The sequence below is a fragment of the Kerstersia gyiorum genome, from assembly GCF_004216755.1.
Classification (GTDB): Bacteria; Pseudomonadota; Gammaproteobacteria; order Burkholderiales; family Burkholderiaceae_B; genus Kerstersia; species Kerstersia gyiorum.
On sequence record NZ_SGWZ01000001.1, the window covers coordinates 208,301 to 233,513 of the forward strand.

Genomic DNA, 25,213 nt, shown 5'->3' on the forward strand with positions numbered 1-25,213 from the left:
ACCACCCTAGTGGCACACCGCCGCGCCTGCTGACGCGCATGCTCGACAAACTGGCTGAAACGCCCGGGGAAGTTGTCAATGACTTCCGTGCCCGCTGCGGCGCGCCCGCCTGTACCCGGTCGCCCGAGCCCGCCGCACTTGCCACAGGGTTGCGTGCACTGCGTGACCATGATGAACGCGCGGCGCTGGCCGGCCTGACCCTGCCGGTTCGCCTGCTGGCCGGACAAAGCGACCCGCTGGTTCCCGCGCCGATGTCGCAGGCCCTGGCCATTCCCGACACGCATTGGCATCCAGGCGGACATTTGCTGCCCCTGACAGACAGCGCCTGGTGTGCCGAACGGATTGTGGAGTTCATACTGTCCATCCATCCAGCCATGCCAGCCCAGGGCCCGGAAAATCAATGGAATCCGCCCCATCGAAGCACCGTTACTCACAATCTTATCCACAAGCAGGAAATCGCCGGACGCTTCGGTTCCAGCTCCGCCCGCTATGACCGGCACGCCTGGGTTCAAGAGCACGCCGCCCTGGAACCGGCCCGCCGCATTGCCACGCTGCCACTGCCACCACGCCCCCGGATTCTGGAAATCGGCTGTGGCACCGGCCTGCTGACGCGGGAACTGACACGCCTGCTTGGCCCTGCGAACTGGACCGTGACAGACATTTCCCCGGCCATGCTGAGCCAGGCGCAGAGCCACTTTCCAGCAGGTTATGCCGATTTCCGCGTACTGGACGGTGAACACCCTGGACACCTGGACGGCCCCTACGACCTGATCTGTTCCAGCCTGGCCGTGCAATGGTTCAATGACCTCGATGCCGGCCTGGCACGCCTGGCCAACCTGCTCGCGCCCGGCGGATGGCTGGCGTTCAGCACCCTGGCCGATGGCACTTTCCGTGAATGGCGAGATGCCCATGAACAGCTGGGATGGCAGGCCGGCACACGAAGTTATCCACTGCCGGAGCAACTGGGCCGTTACCTGCCTTTCAGCGGCCGGGCAGAGACCGAAACCCTGCACGCCCCGCAGGCCGGCGGCCTGGCTTTTGTGCGCGGGCTGAAAGCCATCGGCGCCGATATTCCTGCCGCCGGCCATGTTCCCCTATCGCCACGCCAGCTGCGCGCGGTCATCACCCGTTTCGACAAGGAATACACACACGTGAGCTACGAAATTGCCTACGGCGCCTGGCGCCGGCCGCCTGCCGGCGTATTCGTCACGGGCACGGATACCGGCGTGGGCAAGACACTGGCCTGTGCCGTCTTGGCACAGGCATGGCAGGCCGGCTACTGGAAGCCCCTGCAAACCGGACTGGCAGAGGAAAGCGGCGACACCGACACCGTCACCCGCCTGGCCGCGCTTGCACCGGATCGGGTACACGCGCCGGGTTACACCCTGCAAGCGCCGCTATCCCCCTGGGCTGCCGCCCTGCAGGAAAACACCTGCGTGGACATAGAAACCCTGCAGTTGCCTGCCGCCACCGCGCCGCTCGTCGTCGAAGGCGCGGGCGGACTGCTGGTGCCTGTGGATAACCGGCACACGATGCTGGACCTGATCGTCCGCTTCGGCCTGCCCGTCGTGCTGGTCGCCCGCAGCGGCCTGGGCACCATCAACCACACGCTGCTTAGCCTGCAAGCACTGGCGGCACGCCGCGTGCCGGTCCTGGGCGTCATCATGAACGGGCCGCCGTCCCCCGGCAACCGTCAGGCCATCGAAACCTTCGGCAAAGTCAGGGTGCTGGCGGAATTCCCGCACTACGAGAAGCTGGACCCGGCGACCGTGCAGGCGCTGGCTGTGCGTATGCCGTCGCTGGAAACCTGCCTGGAACAATAGCGAACACGTGCCTGCCGTTAAGCGAAAGGCACGTATCGTTTTCATGCAGGCGGGACATCCTCAATACTTCAAGCCATTCGCCTGGGCAATGTCCTTCAATGCCGCCGCCAGCGCGGCGCCATCCAGTTTCTTGTCAGCAGCCTCGGCAATCCAGGTGTCGGTCAATACCTGGCCGGCATCGCGCATTTTCCGGTATTCCACCGTGCCGATCTCCGCCACCTGCGCGCCTTGCGTACGCACCTGTTCCCGCGCCGCATTGGCGGAACGTTCCCAGTTCGCGCCCATGCTCATCGACAAGGCCAGGCCGCTGTTACGGTCGACGATTTCGCGCAGGTCATCCGGCAGGGATTCATAACGCTTTTTGTTCATCAGCAAGCTGAGCAGCGTGGTGGAGAAAATGGGCTGGTCCGCAGCAGGTTCGGAGTGGTAGCGCGTGACTTCATCGAGCTTGAGCGCAGGCAGCACTTCCCAGCCCACCAACGCACCATCGACCACCCCCTTGGACAGGGCTTCCGTCAGTTGCGCCGGCGGCATGCTGACCGGCGTCGCGCCCAGGCTGTCCAGCAGGCGTGCCGTCATGCGAGTGGAGGCCCGCAGCTTGACGCCCTTGAAGGCCTCCAGTGTCGTCACCGGTTTGCTGGCATTGTGCAGCTGCATGCCGCCATCGCTGTGCAACGCCAGGACGTGGTAGTCCTTGAAATCGTCCCTCAGGGCACGTTCATAGAATTCCCAGATGATTTTCGAGCCCAGCTCTCCTTGTGCCGGCAGCATGAAAGGCAGTTCCACGGCTTCGCTGCGCGGAAAGCGTCCGGTTGAATAGCCCGGCGCCGTCCACACCACATCGGCCGCGCCGCGCCGCACCTGGTCCGCCAACTGCGCAGGCGTGCCGCCCAGCTGCATGGACGGATAGATCTGACAGGTCAGGCGCTGCTGCGATTCCCGTGCCAGGGTGTCGCACCAGGGCTGGATGACATTGACCTGGGCATTGGAAGTCGCCGGCAGGAAATGCGAAACGCGCAGGACGAATTTATCCTGTGCCTGGCTTGCCATGGGCGCCATACAGGCGAGCGACAGGGCGATAGGGGTCAATACCTGGGATAGACGACGCATGATTGGTCTCCGGTCTTTTTTCCATGCCTAGCGGCAGGTTGTGGGTATCTCTGTGGACACCCTTGTTGATATGAAATGCATATCCTTGTGGATAAGCTGTTGGTAGCGCTATGGATAATTAGTGCCAATCAATCCATCAAGGCGCGCGCCGACTGGCGCTGGCGGCAATGACCGGGCTGGCCGGCGCCGCCACGGCCACTTGCCTGGCGCCGTCAGGCTGTCACGCCCGTGAGCCGCGCCAGGCGTTCTTCTGCTTCGCGGTCGGCGCGCTTCTTGATGTAGATGCGCATGGCGACGGCCGGGGCGTCGCTGGCCACCGAGATTTCATAGTGGCTCTCGTCCACGTCGTCGATCACGGCTTCCAGCGCCCCCAGGCCTTCCACGTCTTCGTTGAAGGCGGCGAACAGTTGCTCGTGCATGAATTCACCCAGGGCCTTGTCGGCCTGGGCGAAATCGCGGCCGTGCACGATGTGATAGTGCATGCTGTGGTCGGTTTCCGGCGTGATGATGTGCGCGGTATGGATATGAAAGACCGGCCGGGTTTCCTCGGGCAGGGCCGTGTCGTAGAACGTCACGCTGACACGGTGCAGGCCAGGCGACAGGAACTCGGATGTCACAATGCGCGCCGCTGTCGGGCCGGTAATGCCGGTGGTATTGCCCCATACGGGCGACAGCGTGGTAGGCACGATGCGCCGCAGCAGCCTGTAATAGCCCTCTTGCTTCAGGTCGAGCTCAAAGGGCGCGCTGGCGTAATCCGGGGTGCCGATGGTATTGGCATGCAGGAATTGCAGGTGAGTCAGGTCCAGCAGGTTTTCATGCATGCTGATGTAATTGCCCGGATGATGGAAATAGCCCGAGCTGCATTCCCAATCCGGGTTTTCTATCCAGGGCTGATGAGGCAGCCGGCTTTCGTCGGCCAGTGCCGGATCGCCCATCCAGATCCACAGCAGCGGCCCTTTTTCCACGATGGGATAGGACCGTATGCCGATGCCGCGCGGACAGGTCTTCTGCGAAGGGGTTTCGATCAGGTTGCCCTGCCCGTCATAGCGGAAACCGTGATAACCGCAAACGATAGTGTCGCCATCGAGCCAGCTGCGCGACAACGGAAACGAGCGGTGCGCACAGCGGTCTTCCATGGCCACGGCCTGGCCCGCCTGCGTGCGGTAGAGCACCAGGCGCTTGCCCAGAATGGTACGCGCCATCAACTCGCGCCCAACATCTCCGGAGAACGCCGCGACATACCACTCATTGAAGATAAACGGCGTATGGCGCGTTGCCATCTGCGCCGAAGCCTTGCGGGAATTGACGATGATGTTCGAAGTCGGCAGGGTCATTTGTGTCTCCTCTTTCCGGCGGACGGCCTGTGCCTGGACGCACCCGGCAACAAGCGCCCGAAAACCTGTTGATAACCTATGTATAAGCCTGTGTGCCAAATCCCTGATGACGGCATTTTCCCTGGCATAGCCACGGAAACCTGGCAGGGCTACAGCTCCAGTTCCAGCGCGGGTGTCAATGCCCGCGAACAGCAGATCAGCATGGTGGTGTTGGCCTGTTTTTCTTCATCCGAGAGCACCATGTCACGGTGATCCGGCGTGCCGGCATGCACTCGGGTCTCGCATGAGCGGCAGATGCCGGCACGGCACGAAAAGGCGGGCGACAGGCCAGCGTCTTCCATGGCCTCCAGAATGCTCTGTTCCTCGCTCACCCATAGCGTTTGCCCGCTCTGGCGCAGAATGACCTGGAAACCGCCGCCATCCCCGGTGCCGGGGCCCGCATGCTTACCCTCTGGATTGCCCGCCGTGGCGCCCGGCGCGCTGGTAGGTGCGGCAAACCACTCGAAATGCACCCGTGCAGCCTGGTCCGCCGTGGCCTGCCTGACTGCCTGCATCAAGGGGTCCGGGCCACAGCAGTAAAGATGTTCATCCGGCCCCAGCGATGCCGCCAGTGCTTCCACTGCCAGCAACCGGCCGGCTTGCTCGTCGTTGAAATGCAGTTGCACCCGGCCGCGCCCCTGGTCCAGCGCCAGCAGGTCTTCGTAGAAAGCAGCGCGGTGCCGCCCCCTGGCTGTGTAGATCACACGCCAGGGGCGGCCCTGACGTTCCGCCCAGCGCGCCATGGCCAGAATCGGCGTCACGCCGATTCCGCCGGCTACCAGGCAATAACCTCCCGCCTGTTCATCCAGCGCAAAGTGGTTGTGCGGACCAAGCACCTTGATGCTATCGCCTTCGCGCAGCGAACCGTGGATAAAGCGCGAACCGCCACGGCTGTCGGGCGCCAGCCCCACGCCCACGACATAGCGCTGGCGTTCACTGCTGTCATTGAGCAAGGAATAATGGCGGATCATGCCGTTATCCAAGTGCATTTCCAGATGCGCGCCCGGTGCAAACGCCGGCAGCGCCGCACCAGACGGATCGACCAGTTCGACGGCCAGCACGTCCTTGGCTTCGGCCGTGACGCGGCTGACCCGCAAGAGCATGGAGTGGGGCGCGTGGGTCATGATTGTTCTACCTGCTGCTGATTGTTCTACCTGCGTAAGCACCGCTGCCATTGCGCCATGGCAGCCGGCGGCTTTTGTCTCTGGCAGACAGATTACCGATCCGCTGCGGAAGTGCTGTCATCCCTGAAGAGGACAGCGCCGGACCGTGCGCCCCGGGATCGGACAAACCTTGATTGGCAGCGGGCGCAAGAGCGCGGAGAATAGGGCTCTTATCGAATCGAGAGCGTCAGCCATGATCAGTATCTGGAATACGTCCAACGCCTCGCCACAGCCCGACCTGCAACGCATCGTCAGCCTGACCCGCGCCATGGGCAGCGAGCAATTCCCGGCCTCCTTGCTGGACAGCCTGGCGCACTGGGTCAATTCCCAGCATTTCAACGTCCTGCGCATTGCCGCCGGGCACCCCAGCCTGCTGCTGGCCGGTTCGCGCCATCGCGACCGGCGGCTGGTCTGGCGCTGCTGGGACGACTACTCGCAACGCTTTCACAACCATGACGAACTGGCCAGCCGCATGCAGAGCCACCCGCCCATGGAGCGCCCCCTGATCGGCCACCTGCTGGCCGAGGACATCAGCTTTTCGCCGTACCGCCAGGAGATCTACCAGCGCCATGACATGAGCGAACGCCTGTGCAGCCTGTCCTGGGATGACCAGGGCGCGCCGTTGATGCTGAACCTCTACCGTCACCGCGATGCCGGCTATTTCCGCGACCATGAAATCCAGGCGTTCGAACAGCTCACGCCGGCGCTGCTGCAACTGGTGCGCGGGCACCTGGCCCTGCAACGGCAGGAAGTCCCCGCAGAAAGCTGGCGGGCGACCCTGCTGCGCGCCGCTCCGCAACTGACGGAAAAAGAACTGGAAGTCTGCCTGCTGCTGTTGCGCGGCCTGACGCATGCCGGCATCGGCGCCGCCCTGGGCATCAAGGAAACCACCGTCAAAACCTATCGCAACCGGGCCTTCCTGCGCTTGAACATCAATTTCCGCAGCCAGCTCTTCGCGCTGGTCACTCCCCCCTGTACGCCGGCTGGCACCGCCTGAGGTGCCAGCCAGCCCCTGCCGCACCATCCTGCCCCCCTTACTGCCAGCAGTCATGCTGCCATTGCCGCCAGTAATAAGCAGACTGTTTATGATTGCAGCCTGGCCCGCCGTTCCGGCCGGGCGGCCTGCCGGCGTGCCTGCATGATGCGGACACCGCACTTGTGCGGCGGGAACCCTTGAATGACACCAACATGATCCAGTCCAAGCTGCCGGACGTCGGCACCACCATCTTCACCACCATGAGCCAGCTCGCCGTCGAGACCGGGTCGATCAACCTGGGCCAGGGCTTTCCTGACTTCGACCCCGATCCGGCGCTGTGCCAGAAGGTCACCGAGGCCATGGCCCTCGGCCTGAACCAGTATCCGCCCATGCCAGGCCTACCCGCCCTGCGGGCCGCCATTTCCGCCAAGGTCGCGGCCCTCTACGGCCACACCTACGACGCCGGCACCGAGATCACCGTCACCAGTGGCGCCACGCAAGCCCTGATGGCCGCCATCTTCTGTTCCGCCGGGGCCGGAGATGAGGTCATCGTGATCGAACCGGGCTATGACTCCTACCGGCCGGCCATCCGCCTGGCCGGGGCCACGCCCGTCGCCGTCGCCATGCGCGCACCCACAGACAGCGACCCGTATTTCCGGTTCGATTGGGATGCCGTGCGCGAGGCCATCACTCCACGCACCCGGCTCCTCATCATCAACTCGCCACACAACCCAACCGCCACCGTACTGGAAGCCGGCGACCTGGATGCACTGGAAGCCCTGGTCAGCCAGCACGGCCTGCTGATCCTGTCCGACGAGGTGTACGAACACATTCTGTTCGATGAACGCCCCCACCTGAGCATGGCAACGCGGCCCGCCCTGGCCGCACGCTCGTTCATCGTGTCTTCCTTTGGCAAGACCTATCACACGACCGGCTGGAAACTGGGCTATTGCCTGGCGCCCGCCGCACTGATGCAGGAATTTCGCAAGGTGCACCAATTCATGGTTTTCACCTCGCCCACGCCCATGCAGCATGCGTATGCCGACTTCGTGGGCCGGCCCGAAACCTACTCGGGCCTGAGCGCCTTCTACCAGGAAAAACGCGATTTCCTCGCACAAGGCCTGGCACAGACCCGCTTCCGGCCCCTGCCCAGCGCCGGCACCTTTTTCCTGCTGGCGCAGTATGACCAGGTGTCCGACCTGAACGAATCCGACTTTTCCATCTGGCTGACGCGCGAGCATGGCGTCACTGTGATTCCGGTGGCCGCTTTCTACCAGAACCCGCAGGCACCGGCATCCAATCACGGTATCGTGCGCTTCTGCTTCGCCAAAAAGACGCCCACCCTGGCGCAAGCGCTGGAACGCCTGCAAGACGTCTGAACCGTCACCCATTGCCTGTCCCTGGCTCCCCGGCGCCATCGCCCAACATGCCTGGCAACGCTGGTGCAAGGACCATTGCAACCGCCTACTGCAATCCGCAACGGCTGTCACTCCATGATCTCAGGTATTGGCGGCCGCCACGCGGCCCGGCATACTCAGAGCCGTGCCGTCCGGGTTTTATCTTCTGCGCGGCCCACCAAACGCAATTCGGCCCCCATCCAGACACGCAACATGACGCTTCAGGAGAAACCATGCATCCCATCCGCCTGACTGCCTGCCTGATGGTCATGCTCGCCACCTTGCTGTCGGCTTGCATGACATACTCCAACAACACGCCCAACGGCACGGTCCAGTTGTTTTATCAAGCCATCGCCGATGGCAATACCGCCTTGGCGCTGGAGCAGGTCATCCACCCCGGGGACTCCACGGAACGCAATAAGCAACGTGCCGCCATTGAGGAAATGCACACCGGCATACAAGCCAACCAGGGTCTGGAAAACGTGCGTATCCTGCAAAGCAGGCTGACACACCAGGGCACACAAGCCAACGTCCAGGCGGAACTCGTCTTCAAGAACGGCAAGACCAGCCTCGAGGACATGCGGCTCCATGAACAGAACCACGTTTGGAAAATTCTCCTCTGGGAAAAATCACCCTCACGTTCCGCCACACAGTAGCAAGGTCCGGCAGGCCGTTCATGCCTGTGCTGGCGAAGTACGCTCCCCGCCGCCCCCTGTAGCGACTTGATACCTTGCCGCATACGTACGAAGGTACTCATAAACCTACAATACCTTGCCCCGGCCTGCCCTGAAACGCAGGCCGGGCGCCCGTTGCGCCACGCGACGCTACAATGGGCCGCACCAAAAATAAATCTCATTCATGATTTCACAGGATTTCCGTCATGCTTCGTTCACGCCTGTCTGCATTCTTTGCCCTGTTCTTCGCCCTCATGTTGGCCGCCTGCTCCGGCGGCAAGCCTGAATCCGTCGTTGAAACCTTCTACAAGGCTGCGGCCAAGGGTGACGTGGAACTGGCCACCAAGCAAATCGCCCTGGCCGAAGTGCCCGCCTCCGAAATGACCATGGCCAAGGGCAAGATCCAGATGATCGTCGGTGAAATGCAACAGCGCGTTGCTGCCAATGACGGCCTGGATAAGGTAGAAATCGTCGAAGTCCAGATCGACGAAGCCAACAACACCGCCGTCGTGCGTACCAAGCTGGTATTCGGCAACGGCAAGGACTCCACGTCCAACAACAACCTGGTCAAGGAAGGCGGCGATTGGAAGATCAGCCTGAAGTAAGTCGGTGACGGCCCGCACGTCGACTACCCGGATCGCCCGCCTGTGCCTTGCATGGGCGGGCGCATTGTTGTCTGCTGCCGCACTGGCGGGCGGCAGCAGCGCCTTGCCGCCTGACGCCCGCGCTGGCGACCTGATTTTCCGTGAAGGCACCGAACCCGTCAGCGACGCTGTCATGACGGTGGACGGCGGCGGCTTCAGCCACGTTGGCATGCTGCTGGGTGAACCCGGCAACTGGCAAGTGCTGCATGCCACGCCCTCAGAAGTCCCGGGACGCCCAGACGGTGTCGTCATCGACCCGCTGGAATTCTTTACCGACCCCAAGCTGTCCCGCCGCCATGTCGTGTATCACGTGGACGGCACGGATGCCAGGCAACGCGCCCAGGCTGTAGCAGCCGCCCGTGCCGGGCTGGGCAAACCGTTCCGGATCGCCGACCCGGCCGGCACCTATTGCACCACCCTGGTGTGGCAGGCCTGGCAGGATGCCGGGCTGGACCTGGAAGTCGAATTCACGCCGTTGGCCATCCCGCTGATGCAGGGCCAGTACCTGCTGCCCGGGCGATTGGCGGCATCGCCGCACCTGCGCCCGCTGGCTGACGCACCGGTGACGGCAGATACGGGCGCCGCGCCTGCGCTGGCAACCTTCGTCCCCTCAACCCAGGCAGTTACCAGCCACTGAGGCGCACCCTGCCGGGCTGGGCACATTGCCAGCCCGCGTCATCAGGCTGCCCCTGGGTCTGGCAACCCAACCAGGCACCCAGGCCGCATCAGCCACGTGCTGCCACGAAACCTTTATCCAGCGCCGCCGTACTCTCGCATCCAAGATGAGTCAGGGTGCCCAGGTACTCGTCGCGCAGTATCTGCAAGGCTTCGAATGCGCCTGCCTCGCCGCCGCTGGCCAGGCCATAGAGCACGGCTCGGCCCAGCAGGACGCCGCTGGCGCCCAGCGCCACGGCCTTCGCCAGGTGCGAGCCGCGCCGCACGCCGCCATCTACCATGACTTCGCAGCCTTGCAGGTCCATGCCCTGCAAGGCTGCCAAAGCTTCCATGCCCGTCCACGCACTGTCGAGCTGGCGCCCGCCATGGTTGGAAAGCACGACGGCATCCACCCCCATGGCGCGGCAGCGCAGCACATCCTGAGGGTCCAGCACCCCCTTGACGATCAACTTCCGGGGCCAGGCCTGGCGCACGGCATCCAGCGCCTCCCAGGAAAACCCGGCATCCATGGAACGCCGCAGCAGGGCGGCGCGGGCTTGAGGCGATTGCGCTTCCGGCGTCTGGAAATTGCCCAGTGCCGGCATGCCATGGCGCAGATAGTTCCACGTCCAGCCCGGATGCATCAGGCCATCGAGCACCATGGCCGGGGTATAGCGAGGCGGCATGCGAAAGCCATTGCGCACGTCGCGCTCGCGCTTGCCGTTGGCCACCACGTCCACCGTCACCGCCAGGCACTCGTAATCCGCCTCGCGGGCGCGCTGCACCAGGGACAGCGCCAGTGTCTGTTCAACCACATAAAGCTGGAACCAGAGCCGTCCCTGCGCCTGCCGCGCCACGTCTTCCAGGGAAGCGTTGGAGGCGGTGGAGAGCATAAAGGGAATGCCGGCGCGCTGCGCCGCGCGCGCCAGGGCGATATCGCCGCCCGGCCACAGCAGGCCGTTGAGTCCGGTCGGCGCGACGGCCGCCGGAAACTCCGCCGGCCCCCCAAGCAAGCGGGTATCCAGGCGCATGGCACGCAAGTCGGTCAACCGGCTGGGCACGAAGCGCCAGCCGGAAAACGACGCCAGATTATCCGCCAGGGTCTGCTCGTCCTCGGCGCCGCCATCCACATAATCAAAGATGGCGCGGGGCAGGCGTCGCCTGGCCTTTTCCCTCAATGCGGCGATATTCATTGCCGTTCTGCCTCATAGCGTTCAACCAGTTCGCGGGCCTGGCGCAGCAGCGCCGGGCCATCGCCTCCCTTGGCGGCAACTTCCTTGAACCAGGTTTCCTGCACCGGTTCGGTTGCCGCCACCCAGCGTTCATACTCGGCCTGGGGCAAATGATAGATTTCACCGCCTGCGGCGACAATCTGGTCGCGATAGACCCCGCTGAGATCGTCGAAGGCCGTCCGGCCGGCCCAGCCGGACGCTTCCAGGCCGCTATTGGCATCGATGACCGCCTTCAGGTCGTCCGGCAGGCTGTCGTATTTGGCCGGGTTCATCCCGAACAGGAAAATGGTGTTGGACAGGCGGGGCTGGCCTTCGGGCACGTCTACATGGTACTTCGCCAGTTCCTGCAGGCGGATCGCCGGCGCACTTTCCCAGGGCACCAGAATGCCATCGATGACCTTCTTGGCCATGGATTCCGGCACCGCCGCCATCGGCATCTGCACCGGCGTCGCCCCCAGCGCTTCAATGCTGCGCGAATTCAGCCGGGTCGGCGCACGCAACTTGAGCGATTGTAGATCTTCGAGCTTCTGCGGCTTGCGGCCATCGGCAAAGTGCAGCAGTGCGCCTTCATGCAAGTGCAGGAAAACCGGTCGTACACCCTTGAACTCGTCAGTGGCGTTGTCCTGCACGTAAGTCCACAGCGCCTTGCTGCTGGCCTCTGCCGAACGCGTCACCCAGGGCAGTTCGAACACTTCGGATTTGGTATAGCGGCCTGAAGCATAGGTTGCGGTCGTCCAGATGACATCCACCACGCCGTCGCGCACCTGATCGATCAATTGCGCGGGCGTGCCGCCTAGCTGCATCGCCGGGTAAATCTGGCATTGCAGACGGTTGGCGGATTCTTCGCGGATCTTTGCGCACCACGGTTCAATCAGATTCTTCTGTGCGCTGGACGTCGATGGCAGGGGGTGCTGCACACGCAGCGTGATGGGCTTGTCTGCTGCCTGAACAACGCCTGCGGCCAGCAGGGCGGGGAACAGCAACGCCAGGGTTGAAATACGCATTCTTGTCTCCTCGGCCTGTCTCCAGGCATGTATTTTTTATTTGGTTTTCCTGCACGGCGCCGGCAGGCATCGCTGCCAGCGCCGTTGATTGCCAGCCGCCGTCAAGCTGCCTACTGCTGGCCTGCCGCCGGGGCCTTCGCATACTCCGCCACCAGGGCGCGCGCGGCTTCGTACAGCTGCTGTCCGTCAGCGCCCTTGGCCGCGACTTCCTTCTTCCATTCATCGACGATGGGCGCGGTAGCCTCAACCCAGCGCTGGTACTCTTCCGGCGTGATGTGATAGATCGTGCCGCCATAGCCGATCGCTTCGTCCTGGAAGCGCTGGAGCTGCTCGTCGAAACCGGCGCGGCCGGCCCAGCCTGATGCCTCCAGGCCGCTGTTGGCATCGATGACCGCCTTCAGGTCATCCGGCAGGCTGTCGTACTTCGCCTGGTTCATGCCAAACAGAAAGGTGGTATTCGACATGCGCGGCATGCCTTCCGGAACATCCAGGTGCCACTTGGCAATTTCGCTCAGCTTGATGGCGGGCATACCTTCCCATGGCACGGTGGCGCCATCGATCACCCCCTTGGCCACCGATTCCGGCACCTGCGGCAACGGCATTTGCACCGGCACCGCGCCCAACAGGCCGATCATGGTGGAATTGATGCGGGTAGGAACACGCACCTTCAGGCCCTTGAGTTCCTCCAGGGTCTTGGGTTCCTTGCCGGCAAAGTGCAGCAGGGTGCCGTCATGCAGGTGAACGAACAGGGGTTTGACACCCTTGTATTCGTCCTGGGCATACTCATCGACATAGCGCCAGAATGCCTTGCTGCCGGCTTCGGCGTTATCAGTGATCCAGGGCAGCTCGAAGACTTCGGTCTTGGTGAAACGGCCCGAGGCGTAAGTCGGGATCGCCCACACGATATCCACCACGCCGTCGCGAGCCTGGTCGAAGAACTGCGCGGGCGTGCCGCCCAACTGCGCGGCCGGGTAGATCTGGCAGCGCATGCGCTGCTGTGACTGCTCCTCGATACGCTTGCACCAGGGCTCGATGATGTTTACCTGGGCATTGGAATTCGCAGCCAGGAAGTGATGCACGCGCAACACAACGGGCTTGGCAGCAGCGGCCGGCAGTGCGGTCGCCAGCGCGGCGGCGGCAAGCAGGCAATGCAAGGTCTTCATGGTAGGTCTCCTCTGTGAATAATTTTTTTCCGTCTCATCGTGCCCGGCACCGGCTAGCCGCTCATGCCATGCACCAGGGCCAGGGTAATGCCAGGCACCGCAGCCAGCAGGATGATGCGCAACAAGTCAGTCATCAGGAACGGCATGACGCCCCGATAGGTTTCCATCAGCGATACGCCCTTGGCCATACGGTTGACAATGAATACGTTCATGCCTACGGGTGGCGTCACCAGCCCGATCTCGACCACCATCAGGGCCAGTATCCCGAACCAGATGGACTTGTCCGCGTCAGGCATGCCGAAATCCAGACCCATGATGATGGGATAGAAAATAGGCACGGTCAGCAGGATCATCGCCAGCGAATCCATGACGCAACCCAGCACCACGTAGATCAACAGGATCATGGCCAGTACCACCCAGGGCTGGGCGCCGCTGCTCAATACCCAATCGGCCAGCTCGGCCGGCATCTGCGACAGCGCCAGCGCCGTATTGAGCACATCGGCCCCCAGCAATACCAGCAGGATCATGGCTGAACCGGATGCGGTGCCCAGCACGCAGTGCAACAGCCCGCGCCAGCGCAAGCCACCCAGCAACACGGCCAGGATGCCGCAGGCGCCGGCGCCGATGGCCGCCGCTTCGGTAGGCGTCGCCCAACCGCCATAGATGCCGACGATCACCACCAGGAAAACCAGGGCCACCGGCAACACGTCCAGCAGCGCGCGCAGGCGGCTGGTCCAGGGTACGCGCGGACCGGCCGGGCCGATTTCAGGGCGGCGATAGACTTGCAGCAGAATGACCAGGAAATAGCCAGCCAATGCCACCACGGCTGGCATGACACTGGCAACGAATAGCTTGCCTATGGATTCCTGGGTCAGGATGGCGTAGATGATCAGCGGCACCGAAGGCGGGATCAGGATGCCCAGCGTGCCGCCGGCGGCAAGCGTACCGGTGGCGAAACCGCCGTCGTAGCCGTAGCGGCGCAGTTCAGGCAGGGCCACCTGGCTCATGGTGGCAGCCGTCGCCACCGAAGACCCGCAGATTGCGCCGAAACCGGTGCTCGCGCCCAGTGCCGCCATGGCCATGCCGCCACGCCGGTGCCCGATGAAGGCAGCCACACAGCTGAACAGATTCCGGCTCAGGCCGCCATGAATGGCGAACTGCCCCATCAGCAGGAACAGCGGAATCACGACCAGATCGTAGTTGGACAGCCTGGCGAACGGAATCGACTTCAGCATGTTGAGCCAGGGCAGCGTATTCCAGTCGAGCAGGTACACATAGCCGACCGAACCGCCAATGAACATGGCAACGCCGATAGGGATACGCAGGCCCATCAACAGGAACACGCCCGCGAAAATCCACATGCCTATGCTGATACCGCTCATTTTCCTTCCCCTTGCGACGACAGGCAGGCGGACAGGTTGCGGCCCGCCAGATACAACCCGGACAACGCCAGCAACGCAAAACCCGGCACCATGGCGGCCTGGAACCAGCCCACCGGCCAGGCCAGGATGGCCGAGGTTTCGCCAGATTCCAGCGTGGACGCCGCGCCCGCGCCTATGCGCCAGGCCAGGATCGCGCCAAACGCCGCCACCGCCAGCGAGCCCAGGGTTTCAAGCAGGTGTATCCAGCGGCGCGGCAGCGCAGCGGTGAAGAGGTCCACCTTCAGGTCGCCATGGATCAGATGGCAATAGGCAAAGAAATTCGCGGCCGCAGCCGCCGCTACCAGTTGCAGGATTTCCATGTCGCCCGGCACCGGTGCGGAAAACAGTTTGCGCCCGACGATGGAGATCACCGATACAACCACCAGCACCACGAACAGCAACCCGCCGATCGCCGCCGCCAGCTTGCACACCCAAAGCAGCGCCTTGCCAGCCCTGCCCATTTCGACAGCAACGCCGCTGTCGTCGTCCACCATGGTTTCAGCCATGCCTGTCTCCTCTGTTTTTATTTTTCAGCACCGGCGAAGATCAGGCCTGTGCCTTCTCCGCCTGCAGGATGCCGTGCTGGTCAGCCAGCCGCACCAGTGTCCACAGGGTTTCATTGCGAGGCACGGGGATATCGAGCTTGCGCGCCACTCGGCAGACCGCGCCGTTGATCGCGTCGATTTCCGTGGGGCGGCCCGCCAGGCGGTCCTGCAGCATGGATGGCTGGTGCCCCGTGTGGTGGGCCATGGCATGGTCCATCAGGGCCGCCACGCGCGGTTCGTTGACGGCCACTCCCTGCGCCCGCGCCACGGCCAGTACCTCGGCGGCCGTATCGTGTACCAGCGCCACGCCTTCGGGCAGTGCGGCCAGGCCATCCACCGGGCAGCCCGCCAGCGCACACATGCTGTTCATGGCGGCATTGAAGGCCACTTTTTCCCAGATATCCACCAGCACGTCCGGCGTCACGCTGCAATCCAGGCCAGCGCCGCGCATGGCTTCCGCCAGGGCTTCCAGCTCCGCACTGGCATGGCCGTCCGCCATCATGCAGCGCACATAGCCGCGCCCGTGCGAGCGCACCACGCCCGGCGCGGCCACATCGGCGGGCACGGTCGTCATGCCATGCGCGACGCGGCCGGCATCAGCGGCCTGCGCCAGCTTTTCGGCGTTGCCCAGGCCATTCTGCAAACTGAGCAGGTGCGTCTGCTGTCCGATCAAGTGACGGACACCGGCCAGCGCGGCCTCGGTATGCAGGGATTTGGTAAACACCAGGAGCCAATCAGGGGCGCCGCTGGCCTGCTCGGGACGCATAATGGGCAGACGGACGGTGCGTCTGCCGCTGCCAGTTTCCAGCACCAGACCGTCGGTCTGGATGGCCTGGATACGGGATTCATCGACGTCCAGCAACACGACCTCATGGCCGGCCTCGGCCAGTTGCCCGCCGAACAGCGCGCCCATGGCACCGGCGCCCAATATGGTTATTTTCATTTTTGTCTTCCCATTTTTGTCTTCCTCTCCTCGCTCCCGGCAGCAGGGCGGTATGACTACCGCCCGCCAGGCCTACTTCACCACGATTTCCAGCAAGTTCGGTCCTTCAGCCGAGAGCAGGCCGGGCAGGGCCTGCTCCAGCGCTTCTGCGGTTTCGACACGGCTGGCCTGCGTCAGGCCCTGGCCTTGCGCCAGGCGCACGAAATCCAGGTCGGGCAAATCGGTACCCTCGGGCTTCACGCCCGGCGGATAGGCAAATACCGGCGCGAAGTCCTGCAACGCGGCATAGCGGCGGTTATTGAGAATGATGAAGCTGATCGGCAGCTGCAACTGTGCAGCGGTCCAAAGCGCCTGGATCGAGTACATGCTGGAGCCGTCCCCAATCAGGGCAATCACACGGTCATTGCGGCCCGCCTTGCGCTGCGCCAGCGCCACGCCGACGCTGGCTGGCATGCTGTAGCCCAGGCCGCCGCTGGCCATGGTGTAAAAGCTATTGGCGCCCGACATGGGCAAATAACGCTGGATCAGGCTGCGGGCGCCGGGCGCTTCCTCAACCACCGCAATGCCTTGCGGCCGCACGCGGTCCAGGGCCTGCAGGGCATAGGCGGTGGACAGCGGCAAGCTGGGCTCGACTGCCGGTGCGGACGGGAAGGGGGCCGGCACGCTGCGGGCGGGAGGCGCCGAGCGGGCCAGCAGGGCGTCCAGGGCCAGATCCAGGCTGGAGACAATCGCATTGCCCAGCGGCGTCCAGGCCGATACGTCGGGATTGTCCACTACCTGCCACAACGCGGCGCCTTCCGGCACGTGCGGGCCGTTGCCTTCCACGTGGTAGCTGAACGCCGGGGCGCCCAGTACCAGCACCAGATCGGCCCCATCGAGGCGTTCGACGATCTGTTCGCGGATGGCCGGCAGAAACCCGGCAAACAACGGGTGGCGCTCAGGGAAGCTGCAACGCGCGGACATCGGCGCCACATAGACTTGCGCCTGATGGCGCTCGGCCAGTGACACCAGCTTTTCCACCGCACGGTCCCTGTCCACGCCTGCGCCCACGACGATCTTCACACAGCGTGCGGCGTCCAGGGCCTGTGCCAGGCGGTCGATGTCTCCCTCGACCGGCGCGCGCGAAGGCGATACATGCCGCGGCGGCACCCATTCGGAGGGCAGGTCCCAATCATCGGCCGGCACCGACACCAGCACCGGGCCACGTGGCGCCTGCATGGCGATACGATAGGCGCGCGCCATGGCCCAGGGCACATCCTCGCCCCGGGCCGGTTCACACGCCCATTTCACATACGGCTGCGGCAATAGCGTCGGTTGCGTGGAACCCAGGAAGGGATCAAAGGGCAACATGGAACGGGCCTGCTGCCCCACGGTGATCACCATGGGCGTCTGGTTGCGGAATGCAGTGAAGATATTGCCCATGGCATGGCCGACACCGACAGCCGAATGCAGGTTGACCAGCGCCGCATTGCCGCTGGCCTGGGCATAGCCATCCGCCATGCCGACCACCACGGATTCCTGCAAGCCCAGGACATAACGGAAATCCTCGGGGAAATCCCGGAACATCGCCAGCTCGGTGGAACCGGGATTACCGAATACAGTGTCTATGCCGAATTCGCGGAACAGGCGAAACACCGCATCACGGACCGTGGGACGCGGGGAATCGGGGGATGAATGGCTGTGCATGGCAATCAGTCGCTCCATAGGTTGATTGAAGCCAGTCTAGGCAGCAGATACTTATTGCTCAATAACATGAGACTAATATCTAATATTGGTATGCCCAATATCAACGACATAGACCTGAACCTGCTGCGCGTCTTCGACGCCATTTACCGCACACGCAGCGTCAGCCGCGCAGCCCTGCAGCTAGGCCTGTCGCAACCCTCCACCAGCCAGGCGCTCACTCGTCTGCGCTTGCTGCTGCGCGACCCGCTGTTCGAACGCATCAGCGGCGGCGTCCGACCGACGGAACGCGCCAACCGGCTGGCACAATCGGTACAAAGCGGCCTGGCACTGCTGGAAGCCGCCGTCCGCGACGGCGAAAGCTTTGATCCGGCATCCTCCACCGAATGCCTGAACCTGCACCTGACCGATATCGGCGAGGCCCGTTTCCTGCCTTCCATCATGGCCAGCCTGCACCGGCATGCGCCAGGAATGCGCGTCGAAGCCCGGACGTATCCACAGGCCAGCATCACCGAAGCGCTGGATGACGGACGCCTGCATTTCGCACTCGGCTTCCTGCCCGAGGTATCTGGCACCGAGACCCAGGACTTCCTGGTAGACCGCTATCGCCTGTTGCTGCGCCGCAATCACCCGCTGTGCAACGTGTGCCACAGCCCGGCCGACTGGCAGGAACGCCTGCCCAACCTGGAATTCGTCGCCGTCCGGTCACATACGGAAACCCTGCGCATCCTCCAGGTCCTAAAGCTTACCCACCGGGTAAGGCTGATGGCCTCGAACTTCCTGGCGCTGCCCGGCATCATGCGCAATACCGATCTGGCCGTCATCATGCCGCACGAAATCGCCCGTGCCCTGTCGGAATACGATCACTGCGCCATCATCGATCCGAAACTGCCCTTGCGGCATTTCAATGTCGCCCTGCACTGGAGCCGCCGCCACGCCCACAAACCCATGCTGGCCTGGGCCCGCCATCTGCTGCTGAACATGGAATTGACGCCCTCGAACTCGGCGCGCCAGCGCAACGGCGCCGACGCCAGGGAGCCATGATGCCGGTACCGGGCCGAAACGCCTTCGTTACCGGTGAAATGCCAGTGCATAAGCTGTGAATCGATGGTGCACAAGCCATCGATCCCGGCGGCATTGCATTTCTGTCCACTTTTCATCCTTGCTCCGTACAAAAACTGTGCACAGCAAAAATACACGGCAATCGATTGACGGATAAGGGTTTTCCCGGAAACAGGGACTTACCCACAGGGCTTATCCATTACCAGTCTTTATATATATAAAAGATATAAACACACTGAAAAAAAACCGTTGGGTCCGTCCGGCGGTTTTCCCCCAGGCATTGATGTACCCGGTCTCCCTGCTTTTGTTACCGGCCTTCTGATTCCCGGACACAGACGTTGCAAGCCCTTACTCATCGTTGATATCCATCGGTGGTAATGTTTAGCGGTTTTCAGCGTTGCCTGCCGTCTTGCTTGACGGATATCGCTCAAATGGAGCCCTAAGCCATGATCAAACCCGCGCACCCTGTTGCCTCCGGTGCTGGCACCGCACCCATGACCGCCCAGCCGTCCACCTGGACAAGAAGCGTCTGGCTGGTGCTGCTGGCAACCTTCTGCACGGCAGGCGTCCATGCGCAGGAACAAGGCAGCGTGACCGATGGCATCCACGCCATTACCCTGTCTTCTGGCGGCGTTGCCGAAATACAGCGCCGGATTCCGGTCGATGAGCAAGGCCGTGCCAGCATGGAAGTCCCCCTGTCGCAGGTCAATGACATCCTGAAAAGCCTGCTGGTCAAGGATAGCCAGGGCGGTTTGTCCAGTATTGCGCTCGACGGCCTGAGCGCCAGCGAGGAAACATTCCGTTCCTTGCCCTTCAGCGCGGACGATCTGAGTTCCATTCCACGCCTGGCTGCGGCCTTGCAAGGCATTCCGGTGCAGGCGACGTCTGGTGGACGCAGTGTGGAAGGCACAGTGCTGGGCGTGGCCACCGAACCTGCTGATTCGGGGGATGATTCCCGGCGGCAACAGGAATACCTGCTGTCGGTCCTGGACAGCCGCGGGCAGGTGCAAAGCCTGAAACTCGGTGCAGACAGCGTCCTGGCGGTTCAGGATGACAAGGTGCGAGCGCAACTGCAGCAGGTCAGCCAGGTCATGGCGCGGCAGAAACTGGACGATAACCGAACGCTTTCCCTGGCGCTGAAACCTGGTCAGGCACGCGTTATCGATCTGTCCTATGTGGTGGCCGCGCCTGTTTGGAAAACCTCGTACCGCCTGCAATCGGACGGTGGCAAACAGGCACGCCTGCAAGGATGGGCCATTCTTGAAAATGCCACCGGAGAAGACTGGAAGCAAGTCCAGGTGACGCTGACTTCCGGAGCGCCGGTGGTGCTGAGCCAGCGCCTGCACGAGCAGTACTGGAATCAACGGCCTGACGTGCCGGTCATGGTTGGCGCCAGCGACAGGCCGGTTGTGGATAACCTGGCAGTCCGCCCGTTTGAAGCCATGGCGACAATGGGCTCGCCGGCATCAGCCAGCGCAAAGCGCCGCGCCGCGCCACCCATGCCTGCCCCGATCGCCATGGAGGCCATGGGGTCGCAGGCCGATGAGGCTCAGGCACAGGAAAGCCTGAGCCATGTCAGTTTCACTTTGCCCGGCAAGGTCGATGCATCCAAAGGCGCTTCGCTGGTGTTGCCTTTGCTGGATGCACCCATTCCGGCCGAAATGCTGGCCATCTACCGGCCGGGTAACCTGCACCCCATCAGCGGCCTGGAACTGAAAAACGAGACGAAATCAACATTGCCGCCCGGCCTGGTGACGGTCTATGACCCGCAGGGCGCCCATGCTGGCGACGCAGAACTTGCAGGCATTCCCGCAGGGGAAAGCCGCTTGCTGCTGTTTGCCGAGGACCGCAAGGTCACTGTGCGCACCGATAGCCAGCCGGAAGAGAAAATCGCGTCCGTCACGCTGGACAATGGCGTCCTGACGGCGCGCCATATTGATCGCCAGCTCACCCGCTATGAAATACAGGGCGCCAGCGACGGTTCCCGCACTGTCTTGATCGAACATCCGCGCCTGGCCGGCTGGACCGTGTCTTCGCCTGCGCTGGCCGGCCAGACCGCGGCCAACTATCGCTTGAAGGCCGATCTGGCGGCCGGTGCAAGCAAAACGGTGGAAGTAACGGCTGAGCGCGCATGGGCCGAACAGCTGGCGTTGCTGAATGCCGACACGGACACCTTGCTGGCCTGGTCGGGCCGCGTTCCTGATGCCGCGACGGCGGCGCGCCTGAAGAAGCTGGCCGAGATGCGCCAGCAGTGGCATGCGGCGCAGGCCGAAGAACAGGAAATCCTGGCGGCGCGGGAAGAAGCCGTCGCCAACCAGGGCCGCATCCGGGAGAACCTCGCTGCCGTGCCGGCAGATAGCACCCTGGGGCAGCGTTATGCCGCCATGCTGTCGGAACAGGAGGATGGCATTGCCGGGCTGGATGGCAAGCTGGCGGACATCCGCAAGCAGGTCCTGACCCTGCGGGATGCCTTCCAGTCCGCCTTGCGCGGGGCCTGAGGAAAAGATCCCAGGGGAGAAGAATGCAGCAGTTAGCCGCTGCCATCCCCTCCCTGGGCCCTAAATGCCCCGCCAGGCGTCGATCAGTGAATCCCGAAGGGGGTTGGATGCCTGGGATTATTGCGCCGGATAGCCGGCGTTTTCGAGCGCCGTGCGCAATTCGGCCTCGCTGGCGGTACTTTCCACGCTGACGCGCTTGCTGGCTGGGTCTGCCTCGACCACGGCCCTGGGGTCCACGGCCTTGATCGCTGCGGTGATGGCGGTCGCGCAGCCGCCGCATTTCATGCGCGGAACCTGGAACTCTTGCATGGCAATACTCCTTGGATGAATGCGGCGCGCCGCCGCATGGTGAGGCACGGGTATCCGTGATGCTTGAAATGATGAACCTTCCCATCATGGAAAGGTCAAGCGTGCTGCACCGGAAATGAAAACACCCGCACGGACAAGGCCCGTGCGGGTGTGACAGCACCGGCATGACGCCGGGCTTTGGCTATGGCGGCCTTTGCCGCCTATTTCTTGTCGTTGTGCTTGCCGACCTGGTCGCCGACCACGCCGCCGATGGCTGCGCCGCCCACTGTTCCCAGCAGTCCGCCATCACTGATAACAGCGCCCGCAGCGCCACCGATGGCCGCGCCGCCTACGGCACTTTTCTGCCGGCTGCTCATGCCATCCCAGGTTGAACATGCCGCCAGCGATCCCATCAGCAAGACGACGGCGCCCAAGCGAAACATACCTTTACGGATCATGTCGTTCTCCTTGAACGGTCTACAACAATCATCGTTTCCAGTATGTCAGATTCTCCGCTTTCAGGTTGTTAAACACAACGAGTACTTGTTTCAGCTGTCTCCAGGACGCATAGCGGCCCGACAGGCCATGCGGGAAGTTTTCCACAGGCGGTTGTGGAAAACTTCCCGGCCAGGACCATCGTTCAATAACAATAAGACAAACTCTGCTCGGCCGGCCAGATCGCCTTGCCTGCGGCATTGCGCAATATCCGCATGCCGCATTCGTCGGCCACCCAGGCCAGCGGGCGTCCCGAGGTATCGAGCAGGTACGACGCCTGCGCCGTGGACGCCACCGCCCGGCCATCCTGGAACCGGCTGACGGCCAGATAAGCAGGAGGAATGCGGTAGGTACTCTGGTTGTCCACATAACCGGCATGCTTGCCATCCGGCCCCATGGCGCCGGCCAGCCCGTCGTGCAGCATGCCGAGCATATGATGTGCTTCCCCGACAGGCTGACCGGTTTTGTCCAGCCAGCGGTAAGCGCCGTCCTTGTTGGCAGTGATGATGCGCTCGCCGTCGAAGCCCAGTGCATGGCCCTTGACGGTCGCGACGATCTTGCCATTGGCGTCGGCAAAGCGCGTGACAGGTTCGCGCTCTTCGTCATATCCCAGGCCGGCGAGATAACGCGAGCCGGGCAGCCATTGCCAGTTGCTGTCTCCCAGGCTGGCCACTTGTTTGCCGGAGGCATCCAGCAATTCACTGCCTTCATTCGTGCGGCGCATGACGCGCTGGTCACGCACCTGGCTCAGGAAGACCGGTGCGGGCGGCACGACCCAGTTGCCCTTGCCATCCAGCACGCCGGCTTCGGCGTCGCGGCGGACTTCCAGCCAGTCACCGATCTGGCTGATATCGGCGGCTCCCGCACGAAAAGCCGATCCATCCGGGCCAACGATCCACGAGTCCAGGCTATTGCCCACCATGGCATAGCCATTGCCGTATTCCTGAACCTGCAAGGAGCGCAGCGGCGGCGTCAATATTTTGCCGGCCCGGCTGACGACAACCGCAGGCCAGTCATAGCTGTAGTTTTTGTCGTCGGTTCTGCGCCGCAGCAGCCAATAACCGGAACGTTCGCGGGCGACTTCGTCATATTCGGGTTGGACGGCCCAATTGCCTTGCTCGTTGATCAGGCCCCATACACCTTCGGCGCTGCGGGCGGGCGCCAGCCCATCCTGGAAATTGCCGATTTCCAGGAACTGCGGCGCAACCAACTGGCGATAGTAGGGAATTTCGTCCAGCCCCCACAGCGAGCCTTCCGCAGCTTCCATGACGATCGCCATGCGATTGGGGCCGACGATACGTACGTCGAAATAATCCGGCAGTTCCAGGCGCTTGCCATCGGCTTGCACCAGATATGCCACACCCTTGGCGTAGCCCAGCGCATAGCCGTGGCGGAAGGGGGCAATATGCTGCAAGGGTTCCATTTGCACTGGATTGCCCTGCGCATCCAGCATGACCATGCCGTTTTCGCTGACGGCGGCAAAGCGGAGATCCTCGATGTTCTCCAGCGTCTCCAGGTCTGCTTCTTCATGCAGCAGGATGACTTCCGTCCAGTCAGGGTGACGCACGGCCCTGCCATCGTTCAGCACCAGTCCGGCACCGCCTTCCTCACAATGGCAATAGCCGGTCGTGAGGATCGCCAGTGGCGCGTTTTCCATGGTCAGCGGCAGCAGGCGGTAGCTGCTGTTCGCCAGCGTTTCGCGCGCCGTGTCGTTCAACAACCGCCTGCCTTGCTTATCGATGATGTTGAGTACCCGCTGCTGTTCACCGAAAAGCCATAGCCTATCCGCCTGTACATCGACCTCGCGGACCTGGGACAGGGGGTCTGAGCTGGCGATTTTCTGCAATTGGCCGGCAGGCGTCACGATGCCGGCCAGCGTCTCGTTTTCATCGTAGAAAAGCAGGTAATCACCATAGGTTTCCCTGGGCTGCCAGCTAACAGGCAATACCAGTGGTTCCTGCCCACCCGTGGGATAAGCGGTAAGCGTGTCGGCTGTCCGATATAGCAGCACCTTGCCTGCGAAAGTCAGATTGCTCAGGGCAAGCTGCGCAATGCTTGGCAGCAGTACCTTGCCCTGGGCATTGAGCAACTGGTAGCTGGGGTTGCTGCCAAAGGCGTCCTCCGTTGTTTCCGGCAAGGCCAGCCAGAAGTTGTCGCGCAGGGTTTCCAAGTGGCGATAGCGCTCGCTGCCAGCCTTGCCGGTCTGGCTATCGAGAAAATACCAAGCCTCGCCCTTGCGGACAGCACCCACGCCATCCGGCAGCGCCGCGATGATCTCGTCGTATTCCGGGCGCAGCACCCAGCGCCAGTCTGCATCTAACAGGCCCTGATGCTCGCCATCGCTGGTCGCGACATAGAAAGGCCCATTGCCCAGCTGCGCCAGTACGCGCTGGTTTCCGTCGACGTAGCGGCGCACGCCTGTCGCGGAGAGATACTCGCGCCGGTAGTCGATGATGGCACGCGTCGGGCTGCCGCCATCGAGTTCGATGGTGGAAACGTTGCGGCCCAGCCCGGAGGGCGCCACGCTTGCGCCGCTGGTATCTATCAGCCCCGTGCGGCCGTTTGCCTGCACCACGGCCACGCCAGCCAGGCTGAAGTTTCCTGCCTGTTCCCACTGTGGCAACAGCGCCCATTGACCGCTTTTATCGATATAGCCCCACAGGCCATCTTCCTTGACGGCAGCCAAGCCGTGGCGAAACGGCCGGGCGTCCTCGTACCGGGGTTCGATGGCCAGCTTGCCTTGCGCATCGATATAGCCCCAGCGGTGGCCCACCAGGCCATCGGCCGCACCCGCATCGTTGTAGACATCCCGCTGAGCGGGAACATACAGAATGACCGCCGCCAGGCCTTCGCTCAGGTCCTGGATGCAACGGTTTTCACCGGCAATCTGGTCCAGGTCTGCGCGCTGGATGTAGACATTCTGCGGCCCAGGGCGCACGCACGATGCCGAGGTGTCCTGTTGCGCCTGGGCCGGCGTGGCGCCCAACGCGAGCAGCAGGAAAGTAGCGAGGGGAATCCGGTATGACATGGTCTGTGATCTCAGTCTGGCGTGTTGCCGCCTGGCG

21 protein-coding genes are annotated in these 25,213 nt (G+C 63.2%); 8 read left to right on the plus strand and 13 right to left on the minus strand.

Translation table 11 applies throughout. From position 1 onward, the window contains the following. Positions 1-440: 440 nt before the first annotated feature. On the plus strand, positions 441-1,823 hold the full coding sequence (bioD, locus tag EV679_RS00920) for a dethiobiotin synthase (protein WP_242611430.1): 1,383 nt from the start codon (positions 441-443) through the stop codon (positions 1,821-1,823). A gap of 60 nt (positions 1,824-1,883) precedes the next feature. Here the strand turns inward: bioD and EV679_RS00925 are convergent, their stop codons facing one another. The 3 genes from EV679_RS00925 to EV679_RS00935 all read right to left on the minus strand — a co-directional run bounded on the left by EV679_RS00925 (position 1,884) and on the right by EV679_RS00935 (position 5,430). Next, the gene (locus EV679_RS00925) at positions 1,884-2,933 is read right to left on the minus strand and encodes a TRAP transporter substrate-binding protein (RefSeq protein WP_068373613.1); all 1,050 of its coding nucleotides are present in this window, start codon (positions 2,931-2,933) and stop codon (positions 1,884-1,886) included. 212 nt (positions 2,934-3,145) lie between these two features. Beyond that, complete coding sequence (locus tag EV679_RS00930; protein ID WP_068373610.1) at positions 3,146-4,267, minus strand: aromatic ring-hydroxylating oxygenase subunit alpha; 1,122 nt, start codon at positions 4,265-4,267, stop codon at positions 3,146-3,148. A 149-nt stretch (positions 4,268-4,416) separates the two neighbouring features. Then, the gene (locus EV679_RS00935) at positions 4,417-5,430 is read right to left on the minus strand and encodes a PDR/VanB family oxidoreductase (protein ID WP_130486326.1); all 1,014 of its coding nucleotides are present in this window, start codon (positions 5,428-5,430) and stop codon (positions 4,417-4,419) included. A 232-nt stretch (positions 5,431-5,662) separates the two neighbouring features. Between EV679_RS00935 and EV679_RS00940 the strand changes: the two genes are divergently transcribed. The 5 genes from EV679_RS00940 (at position 5,663) to EV679_RS00960 (ending at position 9,797) form a co-directional block, all read left to right on the plus strand. Beyond that, positions 5,663-6,466: a helix-turn-helix transcriptional regulator gene (locus EV679_RS00940; protein WP_130486327.1), complete on the plus strand. Its 804-nt coding sequence runs from the start codon at positions 5,663-5,665 to the stop codon at positions 6,464-6,466. A gap of 191 nt (positions 6,467-6,657) precedes the next feature. Beyond that, positions 6,658-7,824, plus strand: coding sequence for a methionine aminotransferase (locus EV679_RS00945; RefSeq protein WP_068373754.1), 1,167 nt, complete (start codon positions 6,658-6,660; stop codon positions 7,822-7,824). A 251-nt stretch (positions 7,825-8,075) separates the two neighbouring features. Beyond that, a complete protein-coding gene (locus tag EV679_RS00950) occupies positions 8,076-8,498 on the plus strand; it encodes a nuclear transport factor 2 family protein (protein WP_068373601.1) in 423 nt (140 codons plus the stop codon). A gap of 224 nt (positions 8,499-8,722) precedes the next feature. After that, positions 8,723-9,121 (plus strand): DUF4878 domain-containing protein, encoded by a 399-nt coding sequence (locus tag EV679_RS00955; protein WP_068373598.1) that lies wholly within the window; start codon positions 8,723-8,725, stop codon positions 9,119-9,121. A 4-nt stretch (positions 9,122-9,125) separates the two neighbouring features. After that, complete coding sequence (locus tag EV679_RS00960) at positions 9,126-9,797, plus strand: YiiX/YebB-like N1pC/P60 family cysteine hydrolase (protein WP_068373595.1); 672 nt, start codon at positions 9,126-9,128, stop codon at positions 9,795-9,797. Positions 9,798-9,885: 88 nt separating this feature from the next. Here the strand turns inward: EV679_RS00960 and EV679_RS00965 are convergent, their stop codons facing one another. The 7 genes from EV679_RS00965 to mdlC form a co-directional block, all read right to left on the minus strand. Beyond that, a complete protein-coding gene (locus EV679_RS00965) occupies positions 9,886-11,007 on the minus strand; it encodes an alpha-hydroxy-acid oxidizing protein (RefSeq protein WP_068373592.1) in 1,122 nt (373 codons plus the stop codon). Further along, complete coding sequence (locus tag EV679_RS00970) at positions 11,004-12,050, minus strand: TRAP transporter substrate-binding protein (RefSeq protein WP_068373589.1); 1,047 nt, start codon at positions 12,048-12,050, stop codon at positions 11,004-11,006. Before EV679_RS00970 ends, EV679_RS00965 begins: the two co-directional genes overlap by 4 nt. Before the next feature lie 110 nt (positions 12,051-12,160). Next, positions 12,161-13,213 carry a TRAP transporter substrate-binding protein gene (locus EV679_RS00975; RefSeq protein WP_068373585.1) on the minus strand — a complete coding sequence of 351 codons (1,053 nt, stop codon included), beginning with the start codon at positions 13,211-13,213 and terminating at the stop codon, positions 12,161-12,163. A gap of 53 nt (positions 13,214-13,266) precedes the next feature. Continuing rightward, positions 13,267-14,595 (minus strand): TRAP transporter large permease, encoded by a 1,329-nt coding sequence (locus tag EV679_RS00980; protein WP_068373582.1) that lies wholly within the window; start codon positions 14,593-14,595, stop codon positions 13,267-13,269. Then, on the minus strand, positions 14,592-15,140 hold the full coding sequence (locus EV679_RS00985) for a TRAP transporter small permease (RefSeq protein ID WP_068373579.1): 549 nt from the start codon (positions 15,138-15,140) through the stop codon (positions 14,592-14,594). Before EV679_RS00985 ends, EV679_RS00980 begins: the two co-directional genes overlap by 4 nt. Positions 15,141-15,180: 40 nt before the next feature. Next, a complete protein-coding gene (locus EV679_RS00990; RefSeq protein ID WP_130486328.1) occupies positions 15,181-16,122 on the minus strand; it encodes a ketopantoate reductase family protein in 942 nt (313 codons plus the stop codon). Positions 16,123-16,194: 72 nt separating this feature from the next. Beyond that, the gene (gene mdlC / locus EV679_RS00995; RefSeq protein ID WP_068373751.1) at positions 16,195-17,808 is read right to left on the minus strand and encodes a benzoylformate decarboxylase; all 1,614 of its coding nucleotides are present in this window, start codon (positions 17,806-17,808) and stop codon (positions 16,195-16,197) included. Between the two features lie 90 nt (positions 17,809-17,898). Here mdlC and EV679_RS01000 point away from each other — a divergent pair, with 90 nt between their 5' ends. Both EV679_RS01000 and EV679_RS01005 read left to right on the plus strand, forming a co-directional pair. Further along, a complete protein-coding gene (locus tag EV679_RS01000) occupies positions 17,899-18,849 on the plus strand; it encodes a LysR family transcriptional regulator (protein WP_240733270.1) in 951 nt (316 codons plus the stop codon). Positions 18,850-19,313: 464 nt separating this feature from the next. Beyond that, positions 19,314-21,365 carry a DUF4139 domain-containing protein gene (locus EV679_RS01005; protein WP_130486329.1) on the plus strand — a complete coding sequence of 684 codons (2,052 nt, stop codon included), beginning with the start codon at positions 19,314-19,316 and terminating at the stop codon, positions 21,363-21,365. A gap of 117 nt (positions 21,366-21,482) precedes the next feature. Here EV679_RS01005 and EV679_RS01010 read toward each other — a convergent pair whose 3' ends face one another. The 3 genes from EV679_RS01010 to EV679_RS01020 all read right to left on the minus strand — a co-directional run bounded on the left by EV679_RS01010 (position 21,483) and on the right by EV679_RS01020 (position 25,176). Beyond that, positions 21,483-21,674 carry a heavy-metal-associated domain-containing protein gene (locus EV679_RS01010; protein ID WP_068373568.1) on the minus strand — a complete coding sequence of 64 codons (192 nt, stop codon included), beginning with the start codon at positions 21,672-21,674 and terminating at the stop codon, positions 21,483-21,485. 200 nt (positions 21,675-21,874) lie between these two features. Next, positions 21,875-22,111 (minus strand): glycine zipper 2TM domain-containing protein, encoded by a 237-nt coding sequence (locus EV679_RS01015; protein WP_068373566.1) that lies wholly within the window; start codon positions 22,109-22,111, stop codon positions 21,875-21,877. A gap of 182 nt (positions 22,112-22,293) precedes the next feature. Next, a complete protein-coding gene (locus EV679_RS01020; protein WP_130486330.1) occupies positions 22,294-25,176 on the minus strand; it encodes a WG repeat-containing protein in 2,883 nt (960 codons plus the stop codon). Positions 25,177-25,213 lie beyond the last annotated feature (37 nt).

Bases quoted from the DNA above. Each gene is read 5' to 3' on its own strand.
- EV679_RS00925 (WP_068373613.1), bottom strand. From the start codon at position 2,933: ATGCGTCGTCTATCCCAGGTATTGACCCCTATCGCCCTGTCGCTCGCC.
- EV679_RS00930 (WP_068373610.1), bottom strand. From the start codon at position 4,267: ATGACCCTGCCGACTTCGAACATCATCGTCAATTCCCGCAAGGCTTCG.
- EV679_RS00935 (WP_130486326.1), bottom strand. From the start codon at position 5,430: ATGACCCACGCGCCCCACTCCATGCTCTTGCGGGTCAGCCGCGTCACG.
- EV679_RS00940 (WP_130486327.1), top strand. From the start codon at position 5,663: ATGATCAGTATCTGGAATACGTCCAACGCCTCGCCACAGCCCGACCTG.
- EV679_RS00945 (WP_068373754.1), top strand. From the start codon at position 6,658: ATGATCCAGTCCAAGCTGCCGGACGTCGGCACCACCATCTTCACCACC.
- EV679_RS00950 (WP_068373601.1), top strand. From the start codon at position 8,076: ATGCATCCCATCCGCCTGACTGCCTGCCTGATGGTCATGCTCGCCACC.
- EV679_RS00955 (WP_068373598.1), top strand. From the start codon at position 8,723: ATGCTTCGTTCACGCCTGTCTGCATTCTTTGCCCTGTTCTTCGCCCTC.
- EV679_RS00965 (WP_068373592.1), bottom strand. From the start codon at position 11,007: ATGAATATCGCCGCATTGAGGGAAAAGGCCAGGCGACGCCTGCCCCGC.
- EV679_RS00970 (WP_068373589.1), bottom strand. From the start codon at position 12,050: ATGCGTATTTCAACCCTGGCGTTGCTGTTCCCCGCCCTGCTGGCCGCA.
- EV679_RS00975 (WP_068373585.1), bottom strand. From the start codon at position 13,213: ATGAAGACCTTGCATTGCCTGCTTGCCGCCGCCGCGCTGGCGACCGCA.
- EV679_RS00980 (WP_068373582.1), bottom strand. From the start codon at position 14,595: ATGAGCGGTATCAGCATAGGCATGTGGATTTTCGCGGGCGTGTTCCTG.
- EV679_RS00985 (WP_068373579.1), bottom strand. From the start codon at position 15,140: ATGGCTGAAACCATGGTGGACGACGACAGCGGCGTTGCTGTCGAAATG.
- EV679_RS00990 (WP_130486328.1), bottom strand. From the start codon at position 16,122: ATGAAAATAACCATATTGGGCGCCGGTGCCATGGGCGCGCTGTTCGGC.
- mdlC (WP_068373751.1), bottom strand. From the start codon at position 17,808: ATGCACAGCCATTCATCCCCCGATTCCCCGCGTCCCACGGTCCGTGAT.
- EV679_RS01000 (WP_240733270.1), top strand. From the start codon at position 17,899: ATGCCCAATATCAACGACATAGACCTGAACCTGCTGCGCGTCTTCGAC.
- EV679_RS01005 (WP_130486329.1), top strand. From the start codon at position 19,314: ATGATCAAACCCGCGCACCCTGTTGCCTCCGGTGCTGGCACCGCACCC.
- EV679_RS01010 (WP_068373568.1), bottom strand. From the start codon at position 21,674: ATGCAAGAGTTCCAGGTTCCGCGCATGAAATGCGGCGGCTGCGCGACC.
- EV679_RS01015 (WP_068373566.1), bottom strand. From the start codon at position 22,111: ATGATCCGTAAAGGTATGTTTCGCTTGGGCGCCGTCGTCTTGCTGATG.
- EV679_RS01020 (WP_130486330.1), bottom strand. From the start codon at position 25,176: ATGTCATACCGGATTCCCCTCGCTACTTTCCTGCTGCTCGCGTTGGGC.